This is a genomic window from Franconibacter daqui (genome assembly GCF_014644275.1).
In the GTDB taxonomy this organism is placed as follows: Bacteria; Pseudomonadota; Gammaproteobacteria; order Enterobacterales; family Enterobacteriaceae; genus Franconibacter; species Franconibacter pulveris.
The window spans coordinates 72,340-87,658 of sequence record NZ_BMKJ01000008.1 but is presented as its reverse complement, the minus strand read 5'-3'; the positions used below and the strand labels follow the sequence as shown (position 1 = coordinate 87,658).

The following is a 15,319-nucleotide window of genomic DNA, read 5'->3' as shown; positions in this document are numbered from 1 at the left end:
ATGGCGCTGATTTCTCTCGCCGACGGGCTGGCGCACGCCCGCAAGCACGGCTATGCGCTCGGCGCGTTCAACGTGCTCGACAGCCATTTCTTGCGCGCGCTGTTCGCCGCCGCCCGCCAGGAAAATTCGCCTTTTATTATCAACATCGCCGAGGTGCACTTTAAATATCTCTCCCTCCCCTCGCTGGTGGAGGCGGTGAAATTTGAGGCGGCGCGCCATACTCTTCCTGTGGTGCTGAATCTCGACCATGGGCTGCACTTCGAGGCGGTTGTGCAGGCGCTAAGGCTTGGCTTTAGCTCGGTGATGTTTGACGGCTCTGCGCTTGAGTATGAAGAAAACGTCCGCCAGACCCGTGAGGTGGTGAAAATGTGCCATGCGGTGGGCGTTTCGGTAGAAGCGGAGCTGGGGGCGGTGGGCGGCGATGAAGGCGGCGCGCTCTATGGCGAAGCGGATGAGGCGAAGTTCACTGACCCGGCGATAGCGCGAGATTTTGTCGACCGTACCGGCATCGATGCGCTGGCCGTCGCCATTGGCAACGCGCACGGCAAATATAAAGGCGAACCGAAGCTTGATTTCGACAGGCTTTCCGCCATTCGCCAGCAAACCGGCCTGCCGCTGGTGTTGCACGGCGGCTCCGGCATCAGCGACGACGATTTCCGCAACGCCATCCGCCTTGGCATTCACAAAATCAACTTTTATACCGGCATGTCGCAGGCGGCGCTGGGCGCCACAGAACAGCGGATGACGAACCGCCGGGCGATTTATGACGAATTCGCAGAGCTGCTGGTTGGCATCGAGGAGGCGATTACCGACGTCGTGGCGCAACAGATGCGCATCTTTGGCAGCAGCGGCAAAGCGTGAGGAGGCGGTATGAGCGAGCGCAGAGGCATTATCGCAGCGGGCAATATGCTGGTCGACCATGTCCATCAGATTAACGCCTGGCCGCAACCGGGCTGGCTTGCGGAGATAACCCACAGCGAACGCGCCACCGGCGGCGCACCGCTCAACGTGCTGCTGACGCTCGCTAAACTGCACGTGGGCCTGCCGCTTCAGGCGGTGGGGCTGACCGGGGAAGATGTCGATGGCGACTATATTATGGCGATGCTGGAGCAGTATCACATCAATCGTCAGCATGTGCGTCGTACCGCCTTCGCGCCCACGTCAATGTCGCAGGTTATGACCACGCCGGATGGACAACGTACCTTTTTCCATTTACCCGGCGCCAACCGGCTGCTCGATCTGCCCGCCTTCGACCGGCTCAACCCCACCATGCGGATTTTCCATCTCGGCTATCTGCTGCTGCTCGACAGCCTCGACCTGCCGGACGACAGGTACGGCACGCGCAGCGCCAGGCTGCTGACGCAAATGCAGCAGCAAGGGTATGAAACGTCGCTCGACCTGGTCTCGCGCCAGGGCGACCCGCGATATCAGCCGCTGGTGATGCCTGCGCTGCGCTGGCTTGATTATCTCATCATCAACGAGCTTGAAGCGGGTGAGTTCAGCGGCTTGCCGGTACGGCATCCCGACGGCGCGCCGCATACGGAAAATATCGCCACGGCCGCCAGCCGCCTGCTGGCCGAAGGGGTGCGCCAGCGGGTGGTTATCCACTGCCCGGAAGGCGCATGGGGCATAGAGGCTGGCGGCGAAGGGGTGTGGGTGCCCTCCTGGCAGCTGGCGAAAGCGGAAATTGTCGGCAGCGTCGGCGCGGGCGACGCCTTTTGCGCGGGCCTGCTTTACGGCTGTCACGAGCGCTGGTCGCTTACCGAAAGCATTAAACTCGCCCATGCCTGCGCGCGCGCCAGTTTACTTTGCGCCAATGCCATTGACGGCGCCAAAACGCTGGAAGAATTAACGACGTTTATGCGCGAGGCGGGTTAAATCAGCGCGCCGTTGCTTGCCTGGCGTTGCCCGGTCTGTACGCCAGCAATAGCGCCCCTACCCGGCGCGCTACGGTGATGCGAATGTAGCGCCCCCAGTTTCAGGCCGCATGCTCGGTTTGCGTCACGTCGGCGGCAAAGACATATCCCAGCCCGCGGATGGTGCGAATGAGCGAAGGCTGATGCGGGTTGCTCTCGATTTTGCGGCGCAGGCGCATCACCAACACATCAATGGTGCGATCGAACACCTCAAGGCTTTCGCTGTGGGTCAACTCCAGCAACCGCTCACGGCTGAGCACGCGTCTTGCGTTCTGCATCAGCGCCAGCAGCAGGCCATACTCGCCCTGCGTCAGCGTCACGGCCTGTTGCTGCGGGTTAATGAGCAGGCAGCGGTCGGTATCAAGACACCAGCCGTTGAAATGCATGCCGCTGGTTCGCGCCGTCGTCGACTCGGTTTGCAGTACGCCGGTGCGGCGCAGCACGGCTTTTACGCGCGCCACAACGACCCGAGGATTAAAAGGTTTAGCGATGTAATCATCGGCGCCCATTTCAAGCCCTACGACAACGTCCGATTCGCTGCCAAGGCCAGTCAACATAATCACCGGCAGCGCAGGACGCTGGCGTTGAAGCTGTTGCAGCACCAGCAGCCCGTTGATATCGGGCAGCATCATATCCAGCAAAATAAGCGCGATATCCGTTCTTGTCTGCGCAAGGCGCAGGGCATCGCCGCCGTTGTGACACAAACAGACCTCAAAAACATGCTCGCTGAAAACATCGTTTAACAGTTCGCAAATCGCCGGGTCGTCGTCCACCACCATGATGGCAGGTTTCATCGTTCTCTCCGCCGGGAAACATTATCCTGCAAAGAGTGTGAGCGATGACAGCGGCGGTGAGGATGAATTCTTCCAGCCGGATGCGGGAAGTGTAAGCCGCGTCACAGGCAGGAGAGCCAGGGTGTGAAAGGACTCGCATGCGGTTAGTGGCTGGCGGTTTTATCAAACTTGCCGAGCACTTCACGCTCGTAGGCGAGCGACTTTTTACGGTCGAACTTATGTTCCCACTTGGCGATAACCAGTACCGCCAGCGCGTTGCCCACCACGTTCAGCGCGGTGCGCGCCATGTCGAGGATGCGGTCGACGCCTGCAATAAATGCCAGGCCCTCCAGCGGAATGCCCACGCTGCCAAGCGTCGCCAGCAGCACGACGAAGGAGACGCCCGGCACGCCCGCGATGCCCTTGGAGGTCACCATCAGCGTCAGCACCAGGATTATCTCCTGCCCCAGCGACAGATCGATGCCGTAGAGCTGAGCGATAAAAATAGCCGCGATGCTCTGATAGAGCGTAGAGCCGTCGAGGTTGAACGAGTAGCCGGTCGGCACCACGAAGCTGGTGATAGAAGCAGGCGCACCGTAGGCTTCCATCTTCTCGATGATGCGCGGCAGCACGCTCTCGGAGCTGGCGGTGGAGTAAGCCAGAATCAGCTCATCTTTGAGAATGCGGATAAGCGTCCACACGCGCAGCCCGCACATTCTCGCCACCGCGCCCAGCACCACCAGCGCGAAGAACAGAATGGCGACGTAGACCAGGATAACCAGCTTCGCGAGCGGCCACAGCGAAGCGAAACCGAAGTTCGCCACCGTCACAGAGATAAGCGCAAACACCCCCACCGGCGCATAGCGCATCACCATATGAGTGACTTTAAACATGGTTTCGGAAACCGAGCGGAAGACGGTCACCAGCGGTTCGCGGTGCGTCGCGGGCAGCGAAGAGAGGCCCAGGCCAAACAGCACCGAGAAGAAGATGATCGGCAGCATATCGCCCTTCGCCATAGAGGCGAAGATATTGGTCGGCACCAGCGACAGGATAGTGCCCATCAGCCCGTGCGCATGACTCTGCACCTCTTCGGTGGTGTGCTGATATTTTGAAATATCCACTGCCGCGAGCTGCGACATATCGATGCCGCTACCTGGCTGGAAGACGTTCGCAAGCGTAATGCCCAGCACGATCGCAACCGTAGTGATGATTTCAAAATAGATGATGGTCTTGGCGCCGATGCGTCCTAACTGCTTCGCATCGCCTACGCCGGCGATGCCGACAACCAGGGTGGAGATAACAATCGGCACCACGATCATTTTAATGAGGTGGATAAAGATATCCCCGGCGGGAGAAAGCAGATTCGCCACCAGCCATTCACGGCTATCGGTTTGATAGTGAAGGAAACTGCCCAGAAGAATACCCAGCACCAGGGCCAGCAGAATTTGCCAGGCCAGGCTGACTTTACTGTTTTTCATAACGACTACACTTCCTGAATCAAAAGCGCCATTCCCATGCGTGCCCGTATGAGAACGTCACAAACTGAAAGGGGTATGACAAACGTTGGGTGATGATGTGGGGTTTTTTAACGCGTTTAATCAGTACCACTTGCACGGCATGCTGCGCAACCCTTCCAGAACAGTCTTATTCACTGAAAATTCGCGATTAACACCGAGTTTGTGGCAGTTTGTTTGCATAACCTACTGTTATTAAAAGCATAAAATATCACCTCAGTTAAATAATCATTCTTATGAATTATTTTCCTCCAAAGATTCGTTTGCTGAATTTTCATACAGAGAAAACTTTGCGTGATCTGTCGCCCAAATAATAAACAAAGCAGGCCGCGGCCCTACAATTAACTTTTGCGTGACATATCATTAACATCTTCAAGGAGAAAAAAAGCCATGAGCCAAATTCATAAACACCCTATTCCCGCAAATATTGCGGAACGTTGCCTGATTAATCCGGAGCAGTATGAAGCTTATTATCAGCAATCTGTTCACGATCCTGACACTTTCTGGGGCGAACAGGGCAAAATCCTCGACTGGATCAAGCCCTACGAACGGGTAAAAAACACCTCTTTCGCGCCCGGCAATATCGCTATCAAATGGTATGAAGACGGCACGCTGAATCTGGCGGCCAACTGCCTCGACAGACATTTGCATGACCACGGCGATCGAACCGCCATCATCTGGGAAGGCGATGACGCCAGCCAGAGCAAAACCATTACCTACCGGGAACTGCATCGCGACGTGTGTCGCTTCGCCAATACGCTCACCGATCTCGGCATCAAAAAAGGCGACGTGGTCGCCATTTATATGCCGATGGTGCCGGAAGCCGCCGTGGCAATGCTCGCCTGCGCGCGCATCGGCGCCGTGCATTCAGTGATTTTCGGCGGCTTTTCGCCGGAAGCGGTGGCGGGACGCATTATCGATTCAAGCTCACGGCTGGTTATCACCGCCGATGAAGGCATTCGCGCAGGACGCACCATTCCGCTGAAGAAAAACGTCGACGACGCGCTGAAAAACCCGGGCGTGACAAGCGTTGAGCATGTCATCGTGCTCAAGCGCACCGGTGGCAAGATTGACTGGCAGGAAGGGCGCGACCTCTGGTGGAACGAGCGGGTGGAAAAGGCCAGCGCCCACCATCAGCCGGTGGAAATGAACGCTGAAGATCCGCTTTTTATTCTTTACACCTCCGGCTCGACCGGCAAACCGAAAGGAGTGCTGCATACCACCGGCGGCTACCTGGTGTACGCGGCTACCACGTTCAAATATGTCTTCGACTACCATCCGGGCGACATTTACTGGTGCACCGCGGATATTGGCTGGGTTACCGGCCACAGCTACCTGCTCTACGGCCCGCTCGCCTGCGGCGCCACCACGCTGATGTTTGAAGGGGTGCCGAACTGGCCTGCGCCAAACCGCATGGCACAGGTGGTGGATAAGCATAAAGTGAACATCCTCTACACCGCGCCGACCGCCATTCGCGCGCTCATGGCCGAAGGGGATAAAGCCATCGACGGCACCGACCGTTCATCGCTTCGCATTCTGGGGTCGGTAGGCGAGCCGATTAACCCGGAAGCCTGGGAGTGGTACTGGAAGAAGATAGGCAACGAGAAATGCCCGGTGATGGATACCTGGTGGCAGACCGAAACTGGCGGCTTTATGATAACCCCGCTGCCCGGCGCCATTGAGCTGAAAGCAGGTTCCGCCACGCGTCCTTTCTTCGGCGTCAAACCCGCGCTGGTGGATAACGAAGGCAACCCGCTTTCGGGCGCGACCGAGGGCAACCTGGTTATCACCGACTCCTGGCCAGGCCAGGCGCGCACCCTGTTCGGCGACCACGAGCGTTTCGAGCAAACCTACTTTTCCACCTTCAAGAACATGTACTTCAGCGGCGACGGCGCGCGTCGCGATGAAGATGGCTATTACTGGATAACCGGCCGCGTGGATGACGTGCTGAACGTCTCCGGCCACCGTCTCGGCACCGCTGAGATTGAGTCGGCGCTGGTCTCGCATCCGAAAATCGCCGAAGCGGCGGTGGTGGGCATTCCGCACAGCATCAAAGGCCAGGCGATTTACGCCTACGTCACGCTGAACCATGGCGAAGAGCCGACGCCCGAGCTTTATGCCGAGGTGCGTAACTGGGTGCGTAAAGAGATAGGCCCGCTTGCCACGCCGGACGTACTGCACTGGACCGACTCGCTGCCGAAAACCCGCTCAGGCAAAATCATGCGCCGCATTTTGCGCAAGATTGCCGCAGGCGATACCAGCAACTTTGGCGATACCTCTACGCTTGCCGACCCGGGCGTGGTGGAAAAACTGCTCGAAGAGAAGCAGTCCATCGCCATGCCGTCATAACCTCTTACCTTAACGCCTCTCCCCGACCGGGGAGAGGAGATAACTATCAACCTGTACCTTGCCCTCCCTGAAGAAGTTGCTGTCGCAGGAAGGCGGCGAGCGAGCGCCTCCTCGCCACGCGCGGAGGACCGACATGCCGGAACATGCGGCAGGAAGGACCAAGGGGATTACTTCTGGAGATGCTGTGATGAATGAACAACTTTATCAAAGGATAGAAGACAATACGCACTTCAGGGAGCTGGTGGAAAAACGACAGCGGTTCGCCGGCATTCTGTCGTTAATCGTACTGGTGATTTACGTCAGCTTTATTTTGCTTATCGCCTTCGCCCCCGGCTGGCTCGGCACCCCGCTCTCGCCCGGCAGCAGCATTACGCGCGGCATTCCGATTGGCGTCGGCGTGATTGTTATCTCTTTTATTCTCACCGGCGTGTATGTCTGGCGCGCCAATGGCGAATTTGACCGGCTGAACCGGGAAGTGCTGCGCGAGGTGAAAGCATGAAGCGTATCCTGACAGCGCTTAGCGCGCCGCTCCTGATGTTGCCCTTTGCAAGCCGCGCCGCTGATGCGTTAAGCGGCGCGGTGCAGCGTCAGCCGACTAACTGGCAGGCGATAATCATGTTTATCGTCTTTGTGGCGTTTACGCTTGGCATCACGTACTGGGCTTCGAAACGCACCCGCACGCGCAGCGATTACTACACCGCCGGCGGCAACATTACCGGCCTGCAAAACGGCCTCGCGATTGCGGGCGACTATATGTCGGCGGCCTCGTTCCTCGGTATTTCGGCGCTGGTGTTCACCTCCGGCTATGACGGGCTTATCTATTCGCTGGGCTTCCTCGTGGGCTGGCCGATAATCCTGTTTTTGATTGCCGAGCGTTTGCGCAACCTGGGCAAATATACCTTTGCCGACGTCGCCTCGTATCGCCTTAAGCAAGGCCCGATCCGCGTGCTTTCCGCCTGCGGGTCGCTGGTGGTGGTGGCGCTTTACCTCATTGCGCAGATGGTGGGCGCGGGCAAGCTGATACAATTGCTGTTTGGCCTGAACTACCACATCGCGGTGGTGCTGGTGGGCGTGCTGATGGTGATGTACGTGCTGTTTGGCGGCATGCTCGCCACCACCTGGGTGCAGATTATCAAGGCGGTGCTGCTGCTCTTTGGCGCAAGCTTTATGGCCTTTATGGTTATGAAGCATGTCGGCTTTAGCTTTAATAATCTCTTCGCTGAGGCGATGGCGGTACACCCGAAAGGCAGCGCCATCATGAGCCCCGGCGGGCTGGTGAAAGACCCCATCTCCGCCCTTTCGCTGGGCCTGGGCCTGATGTTCGGCACCGCGGGCCTGCCGCATATTCTGATGCGCTTTTTCACCGTCAGCGACGCTCGCGAAGCGCGGAAAAGCGTCTTCTACGCCACTGGTTTTATGGGTTACTTCTACATCCTGACCTTTATCATCGGCTTCGGCGCCATCATGCTGGTGGGCGCGAACCCGGCGTTTAAAGACGCCACCGGCGCGCTGATTGGCGGCAACAATATGGCGGCGGTGCATCTGGCGAACGCGGTGGGCGGCAACCTGTTCCTTGGCTTTATCTCCGCCGTGGCCTTCGCCACTATCCTTGCGGTGGTGGCCGGGCTGACGCTGGCGGGCGCTTCGGCGGTTTCGCATGACCTGTACGCTAACGTGTTCCGCAAAGGCGCCACCGAGCGCGAAGAGCTGCGCGCGTCGAAAATCACCGTGCTGGTGCTGGGCGTGATAGCCATTCTGTTAGGCATCCTGTTTGAGAACCAGAACATCGCCTTTATGGTAGGGCTGGCCTTCTCGATTGCCGCCAGCTGTAACTTCCCTATCATTCTGCTTTCGATGTACTGGTCGAAGCTGACCACCCGCGGCGCCATGATAGGCGGCTGGCTGGGGCTGCTGACTGCGGTCGTGCTGATGATCCTGGGGCCGACCGTCTGGGTCCAGGTGCTCGGCCACGCGGCGCCCGTGTTCCCGTATGAATATCCGGCGCTCTTCTCTATTCTGATAGCCTTTGTCGGCATCTGGATTTTCTCTGTTACCGACAACAGCGCGGAAGGCAACCTTGAGCGTGGGCAGTTCCGCGCCCAGTTCATCCGCTCGCAAACCGGTCTCGGTATTGAGCAGGGCCGCGCCCACTAACCCCTCTCCCCGGTCATTCTGGCCGGGGAGCATATTCCCTTCCCTTCGCCCCCCATCCTTAGCAATAACAGTAAACAGATGTATTCATTATGGCTAACGCGCTCAGAACATCAGCCGCGCCACCAGCGGCGCGATAAGCACCATCACCACACCGGAGAGCATCATCACCAGACTGGCGATGGTGCCCTCCTGCGGACCGAGTTCGTAAGCCCGCGCTGTCCCTGCGCCGTGTGAGGCGGCGCCGAAACCCGCGCCTTTCGCAAGGCCTGCGTTAATGGCAAGCCGCAGGAACAGCACATCTCCCACCGCCATGCCAAACACGCCGGTTATCACCACAAACAACGCCACCAGATCGGCCTGCCCGCCAAGCGGCCCGGCGGCCGCCAGCGCAAAAGGCGTGGTCACGGAGCGCACCGCGAGGCTGCGCTGGATTTCGTCCGGCAGAGTAAAAAGCCGCGCCAGCCACACTGAGCTGGTCACCGCCACCACTGTTGCGGTAATGACGCCCGCCGAAAGCGACAGCCAGTGACGCTTAATCACCGCCAGATTGTCATAGACCGGCACGGCGAAGGCGATGGTCGCCGGACCGAGCAGCCACAGCAGCCAGTGAGTTTCACCAATATAGTTCTGGTAAGAGATGTGGCCGAACACCAGCATCAGCACCAGCAGCAGCGGCGTGAATACCAGCGGCATCAGCGGCAACGCGCGAAAGCGGCGATACAGCTTTTTATTCGCGAAGTAGAGCGCGACCGTCACCACCAGACAGAGCACGCTTAAGAGGAAATTATTCACGGTTGCCCTGCCTGCGCGCCTCGCGCGCGAGTTCGTAACGGTAAACCTTATCCACCACCCAGGCCGTAGCGCCCAGCACGAATACGGTACTGAGCGCGATAACCAGAAAAATGCGCCAGCCGTCCACCATCAGCAGTTGCGCATAGTTCACTACCGCCACCACGGCGGGGACGAAGAAAAGCAGCATCTCCGCCAGCAGCCAGCGCGCCCCGGCCCGCACCCAGTTCAGCGGCAGTACGCGAAGCACAATCAGCCCCAGCATCAACAGCATGCCGACGAGGTTGGCGGGCAGCGGCAGATGGAGCCAGTCCACAAGATTTTGCGCAAGCAAGAACAGCCCGACATAAAGAAGTACCTGAAGCGCGATTTGCAACGGACGGGTCACAGCAGGCGTAAAGCGACGTAACGCCAGGATCATGGTCAATATTCCAGAAAAAACGGCAGAGCGTCAGTATAGGGAGCGCCCTTACCGGTACGAAATGAATTAAACTCATTGCAGCTATAGTTCGAAGGAATAGTTATGGATATCAGAACGCTGCGGTACTTTGTCGAGGTTGTGCGCCAGCAAAGTTTCACCCGCGCGGCGCAGACGCTTTTCGTCACCCAACCTACCATCAGCAAGATGCTGCGCAATCTTGAAGACGAGCTGAACTGCACGCTGCTTATCCGCGACGGGCGCAGGCTGCTGCTGACCGATACCGGCCGCGTAGTCTATGAGCGCGGCCTCGCTATTCTGACGGAGTTCCGTCAGCTTGAATCGGAACTCAGCGACATTAACCATCTCAACAAAGGCATTCTTCGCCTCGGCATCCCGCCGATGGTCGGCATGACCATGGCTGGCCCCATTAGCCTCTACCGCCAGCGGTATCCGGGCGTTGAGCTAAAAATTTCTGAGTTTGGCGGGCTGACGGTGCAGCAGGCGGTGCTGAACGGCGAACTCGATCTCGCTATCACCGCGCTGCCCGTTGACGAAGAAAGCAGCCTTGTCACTCTGCCTCTGTTTAGCCACCCGCTCTGCGTGCTCACGCCCCGCTCCGGCGCGTGGCTGAGTCGCCGGCACGTTGAGCCAGAGCAACTGGCAAACGAGCCGCTGCTTATCTATAACGAGGATTTTTCACTCAGCCGCCAGCTTATGCAGTTGTTCAGCGCGCATGAGATAAAACCGCGCATCGCGGTGCGTAGCGGACAGTGGGATTTTCTGGCGGCAATGGTGCAGGCGGGCGTTGGCGTCGCCATCCTGCCTGAACCGGTGTGTGAGAAACTCGATAAGACCACGCTGATGTGGCTGCCGCTGCAAAGCGAGCTTCGCTGGCAACTGGGGATGATTTGGCGCGAGGGGGTGTATCTTTCGCAAAGCGCGCAGGCGTGGATAGCCTGCTGTAAAACATTCTGGCCCGCCGAAGCGGGCCAGTAGAGCTTAGCTTTTCTCGCTCAACAGCGCTTCGAGCAGGTCGAGATCGCGCAGCATTTTCATCAGCGTTTCGTTGCTGATCTGCTGCGTGGCGCGCAGATGGTAAAGCTCTCCGCGCTCGGCGTTCAGCGCAGCCAGGCGAAAACGCCGTTCAAGGCTTTCTTCAAGCTCGCTGTTTTCCACATCGTTGCGCCCGTCAGCGCGACGGCGCAGATTGCCGATAACCCTTGAACTTACCTCTCTGAGCAGATCGTCGTCGATGTTTTCATTCACGTCCGCCGCCAGCCGCTCCTCTTTCTTCTGAACGGCGGTGATAGCCACTTCAGCAAGCAGGGACCTGACTTTGCGCTCCTCTTTACGCGCTAAGGCGTGATCCGCGACTTCCACGTTTTGCAGCAGGATGGGCAGCATAATTACGCCGACGAGCAGCGAGAAAAGGATCACGCCCATCGCCAGGAAAATCAGCTCATAACGCGCCGGGAACAGTGAGCCGTCCGGCAGCAGCAGCGGAATAGAGAGCACGCCGGCGAGCGTAATGGCGCCGCGTACCCCTGCGAAAGAGGCGATAAACAGCTCGCGCGTGGTATAGGAGCCGAACTCCATCGGCTTTTTGGTCAGGAAGCGGCGGCTAAAGCGCTTCATCACCCACAGCCACGCGAAACGCACCGCGATAAGCGCCACGTAGATAAGCACGATGTCGAGGAACAACATCCATACTTCGACGTTCGGATCCAGCTCCGCCTGCGCCAGCGAACCTTCAAAAATGCCGGGCAGTTGCAGGCCCAGCATCAGGAAGACCATGCCGTTGAAGACGAATTCCAGCATCGACCAGACGCTGTTGGCGCGCAGGCGCATGGCGAGCGGCGCGCGGCGCAGCACGCCGGAACGGGTAATGGTCATCCCGGCGGCCACCGCGGCCAGAATGCCGGAAACGCCGATGTGTTCGGCAATCAGGTAAGAGGCGAACGGCAACAGCAGCAGCATCAGCGTTTGCGTGGCGGGCTCATCGCCGCCCCAGCGGCTTAGCAAGCGCAGCGAGCGGCCATAGAGCCAGCTTACTGCGATGCCGGCGAGCAGACCGCCAATCGCCACTTTCAGGAATTCGACCGTCGCGCCGCCTACGGTGAAGACCATCGTCCCCATCGCTACCGCCACGGCGAATTTCAGCGCCACCAGGCCCGAAGCGTCGTTCATCAGCGCTTCGCCCTGCAGGATGCCCATGATTTTTTTCGGGATGCGTCCTTCGCCCACGATGCCGGAAAGCGCCACGGCATCGGTCGGCGAAAGCACGGCCGCCAGGGCGAACGCCGGAATGAGCGGGATGCCCGGCACCATCCAGTAGATGAGAAAGCCGATGCCGACCACGGTGACCACCACCAGCGCCAGCGCCAGGCCGATTATCTCTCGCCCATGATCGAGAAACTCGCGGGTCGGGGTTTTCCAGCCGTCAGCAAACAGCAGCGGCGGAATAAAGAGCACCAGAAAAAGTTCCGGGTTGAAATCCACGTGCAGACCAAAGCGCGGCCAGGCCAGTAAGGCCCCGATGGCTATCTGCATCAGCGGAAGCGGGATTTGAAAGGGGAGCACTCGCGTCACTACCCCGGAGAGGGAGACCACAAGGGTCATGATCAGAATGGTAAAAAAGATTTCCATGCGTTCCTTCGATTGCGATGTGTTTTGTATCAGAAATGCGCTGTTGTGCCCTGATAATAAAACATCGTCATCAATCAAAAGGAAACAGGATGTGCCTTAAAGCGGGAAAAACGGGCGGCTAGCGCCGCCCGCAGGGAGAAAACGCTTAGATTGCCCAGCCGCCTGCATAAAAAGCGACCAGCGCGATGGCGATAACCACGGTGCCGATGTTCAGCTTACGGAACTCGCCGGAGACGATGCGGCCAATCACCAGAGAAGCGAAGCCTATCATGATGCCGGTAACGATGTTGCAGGTCAGCACAATAAACACGGCGGTGATAAGGCCCGCCATGGCGTCCACGAAGTCAGCGAAATCGATTTTCGCGACGTTACTCAGCATCAGCAGGCCGACATACATCAGCGCCGGTGCGGTAGCATAAGCAGGCACCAGATAAGAGAGCGGAGAAAGGAACAGGATAAGCAGGAACAGCACGCCGACGGTCAGCGCCGTCAGGCCCGTTTTGCCGCCCGCCGCCGTACCGGCCGCCGATTCGATATAAACCGCCGCAGGCGCTGCGCCGACGACGCCTGAGAACACGCTGGAGAGCGAGTCGGTGGTCAGCGCTTTGCCGCCGTCGATAATCTGCCCGTCTTTATCCAGCAGGTTCGCCTGGCCGGCGACCGCGCGGATGGTGCCGGTCGCGTCGAAGACCGCCGTCATAACCAGCGCCAGTACGCTTGGGATAACGACCGGATTCAGCGCGCCCATGATGTCGAGGCTGCCAATCAGCGAATGGCCCTGCTCATCTTTCAGCGAAGGCATGGCGAAAATACCGGAGAAATGCACCGCCGGGTCGAAAATCAACCCGACGACAGAGATGCCGATAATGGTCAGCAAAATGCCACCCGGCACTTTTAGTTTTTCCAGACCGATAATCACCGCCAGACCAATCAGCGACATGATAACCGGGAAGCTGGCGAAGTGGCCGAGCGTCACCGGCAGGCCATCCAGCGGGTTTTTGATAACCAGGCCAACGCCGTTTGCCGCGATCAACAGCAGGAACAGGCCGATGCCAATGCCCGTGCCGTGCGCAACGCCGTGCGGCAGGTTGCGCAGGATCCAGCTGCGAATGCCGGTTGCGGAGATAATCGTAAACAGCACCCCCATCAGGAATACTGCGCCAAGCGCTACCGGCACGCTGATATGCTGGCCCAGCACCAGGCTAAAGGCGGTGAAGGCGGTCAGTGAAATGGCGCAGCCGATGGCCAGCGGCAGATTAGCCCACAGCCCCATCACAATCGAACCGAACCCGGCGACCAGGCAGGTGGCGACAAAGACAGCGGCGGGCGGAAAACCCGCTTTTCCAAGCATGCCCGGCACGACAATGACGGAGTAGACCATGGCGAGAAACGTGGTAAGACCCGCGACAACTTCCTGACGGACGGTGCTGCCGCGCGCTGAAATTTTAAAGAAGGCGTCAAGCGAACCGCCGGTACGCGCTGAAGGCGTAGACATAGTGAAACATCCCCTGAGATTTTTATGATTTCGCTTCTACGCGTGGTGGACAACCCACTGCCGATCAAACGTCTATTCCCTGGCTGAGTGCGTGGCAAAGGTGGGGGCCACGCAAAGCAAACGTTTAACTCCGCGCGTAAAAACGGCTCGTCAATTTAAGGCAAACGATTATCCAGCCTTCCTGCGGGGATTTTCAACAGAACTTTACGGCTTTCCATGAAAATCTCCGCTGGCTGGTTAATTAATCGCCGCGTTATGCGCAAACGATACCGTTGATGCGCAATTTCGCAACAATTATGCAGAATAGCGTTTTCAATTTTGCCTGGCTCATAGGGTTTTTGCATGCCTCAGCCGCCGGGAATGTCAAACGGGCCGCCTTTTTCCATGGCGCGCTGGTAAGCAGGCCGCGCCTCGATATTCTTTTTCCACGCTTCAATCTGCGGCACGTTACCCACCCCACCGCGCGCCAGCAGCGCGATAATGGGAAAGCTCATCTGAATATCCGCCATGCTGAAGCTTTGCCCGGCGAACCAGGGATGCTGTTTAAGGTGGTTTTCAATGAACTGCGTGTGCGTGGCGAGTTGCTTATTGAGATACGCCTTTTGCACCCCCTGCCCCAGCGCTTTGCCCAGCGTGCGAAAACCAAAGGGCACCGGCGGTTTGCCGAGGCTTGAGAAAACCAGCTTCATCATCAAAAGCGGCATGAGCGAACCTTCGGCATAATGCAGCCAGAAGCGGTAATCCAGCTTCTCTGCCGGGTTCTGCGGTTTAAACCGCTGCTCGCCGTCGTAAGTTTCCTGCAAATATTCAAGAATAGCGCCGGACTCAACCAGCTTATGTTCGTTATCTTCCAGCACCGGCGATTTGCCGAGCGGATGCACTTTTTTCAACGCCTCGGGCGCCAGCATGGTCGGCTCCCGCTGATAGCGCACAATTTTGTAAGGCTGGTTCAACTCTTCCAGCGCCCAGAGAATGCGCTGTGAGCGGGAATTATTAAGGTGATGAACGGTAAGCATGGCGTAACCTCGTGTTATCTCAGTTAAATTAACTATAGGTAACGGGCCGCCAGTCCGGGCGCCGGAGCGATTAAAAAATCGCCATGCCTCTCTGAAAAAACCGCGAGCATAAACTATACTTGCAGTGTCGGCGCAGCCCGGACCCTCCTGCATGATACAACCGAGGGGCGCGATGTCGGGGGAAACCCTCCCGTGAGACAGCGGGATAGAGCGAAAGACCAAGACCGGAAAACCCGAAAGCGCCCG

At 58.3% G+C, this 15,319-nt stretch carries 13 protein-coding genes; 6 read left to right on the top strand and 7 right to left on the bottom strand.

All coding sequences use genetic code 11. The features are described 5' to 3' along the window. Both IEX01_RS20040 and IEX01_RS20035 read left to right on the top strand, forming a co-directional pair. Positions 1–861, top strand: coding sequence for a ketose 1,6-bisphosphate aldolase (locus IEX01_RS20040; RefSeq protein ID WP_024557278.1), 861 nt, complete (start codon positions 1–3; stop codon positions 859–861). 9 nt (positions 862–870) lie between these two features. Then, positions 871–1,878, top strand: coding sequence for a carbohydrate kinase family protein (locus IEX01_RS20035; protein ID WP_188724431.1), 1,008 nt, complete (start codon positions 871–873; stop codon positions 1,876–1,878). 100 nt (positions 1,879–1,978) lie between these two features. On the opposite strand, the gene IEX01_RS20030 is transcribed toward IEX01_RS20035, so the two are convergent. Together IEX01_RS20030 and gltP are read right to left on the bottom strand one after the other, a co-directional pair. Continuing rightward, on the bottom strand, positions 1,979–2,710 hold the full coding sequence (locus IEX01_RS20030) for a response regulator (RefSeq protein ID WP_024559807.1): 732 nt from the start codon (positions 2,708–2,710) through the stop codon (positions 1,979–1,981). 143 nt (positions 2,711–2,853) lie between these two features. Continuing rightward, a complete protein-coding gene (gene gltP, locus IEX01_RS20025) occupies positions 2,854–4,167 on the bottom strand; it encodes a glutamate/aspartate:proton symporter GltP (protein WP_024557281.1) in 1,314 nt (437 codons plus the stop codon). A 426-nt stretch (positions 4,168–4,593) separates the two neighbouring features. Here gltP and acs point away from each other — a divergent pair, with 426 nt between their 5' ends. The 3 genes from acs (at position 4,594) to actP (ending at position 8,706) form a co-directional block, all read left to right on the top strand. After that, positions 4,594–6,552, top strand: coding sequence for an acetate--CoA ligase (gene acs / locus IEX01_RS20020; RefSeq protein WP_188724430.1), 1,959 nt, complete (start codon positions 4,594–4,596; stop codon positions 6,550–6,552). 187 nt (positions 6,553–6,739) lie between these two features. Continuing rightward, a complete protein-coding gene (locus IEX01_RS20015; protein ID WP_024557283.1) occupies positions 6,740–7,051 on the top strand; it encodes a DUF485 domain-containing protein in 312 nt (103 codons plus the stop codon). After that, positions 7,048–8,706, top strand: a complete 1,659-nt coding sequence (actP, locus tag IEX01_RS20010; RefSeq protein WP_024557284.1) for a cation/acetate symporter ActP — start codon at positions 7,048–7,050, stop codon at positions 8,704–8,706. The genes IEX01_RS20015 and actP overlap by 4 nt, the downstream gene beginning before the upstream one ends. Positions 8,707–8,808: 102 nt before the next feature. Here actP and IEX01_RS20005 read toward each other — a convergent pair whose 3' ends face one another. Both IEX01_RS20005 and IEX01_RS20000 read right to left on the bottom strand, forming a co-directional pair. After that, entirely contained in the window at positions 8,809–9,498 is a 690-nt protein-coding gene (locus IEX01_RS20005) for an LrgB family protein (protein ID WP_024557285.1), read from the bottom strand. Then, a complete protein-coding gene (locus tag IEX01_RS20000) occupies positions 9,491–9,916 on the bottom strand; it encodes a CidA/LrgA family protein (RefSeq protein ID WP_024557286.1) in 426 nt (141 codons plus the stop codon). The genes IEX01_RS20005 and IEX01_RS20000 overlap by 8 nt, the downstream gene beginning before the upstream one ends. 102 nt (positions 9,917–10,018) lie before the next feature. On the opposite strand from IEX01_RS20000, the gene IEX01_RS19995 reads away from it, so the two are divergent. Then, positions 10,019–10,912, top strand: a complete 894-nt coding sequence (locus IEX01_RS19995; RefSeq protein ID WP_024557287.1) for a LysR family transcriptional regulator — start codon at positions 10,019–10,021, stop codon at positions 10,910–10,912. A gap of 3 nt (positions 10,913–10,915) precedes the next feature. Here IEX01_RS19995 and IEX01_RS19990 read toward each other — a convergent pair whose 3' ends face one another. The 3 genes from IEX01_RS19990 to IEX01_RS19980 all read right to left on the bottom strand — a co-directional run bounded on the left by IEX01_RS19990 (position 10,916) and on the right by IEX01_RS19980 (position 15,073). Next, a complete protein-coding gene (locus IEX01_RS19990) occupies positions 10,916–12,562 on the bottom strand; it encodes a Na+/H+ antiporter (protein ID WP_029593143.1) in 1,647 nt (548 codons plus the stop codon). 145 nt (positions 12,563–12,707) lie between these two features. After that, positions 12,708–14,057 carry a guanine/hypoxanthine transporter GhxP gene (ghxP, locus tag IEX01_RS19985; protein WP_024557289.1) on the bottom strand — a complete coding sequence of 450 codons (1,350 nt, stop codon included), beginning with the start codon at positions 14,055–14,057 and terminating at the stop codon, positions 12,708–12,710. A 347-nt stretch (positions 14,058–14,404) separates the two neighbouring features. Further along, positions 14,405–15,073, bottom strand: a complete 669-nt coding sequence (locus tag IEX01_RS19980; protein WP_188724429.1) for a glutathione S-transferase family protein — start codon at positions 15,071–15,073, stop codon at positions 14,405–14,407. Positions 15,074–15,319: the final 246 nt, after the last annotated feature.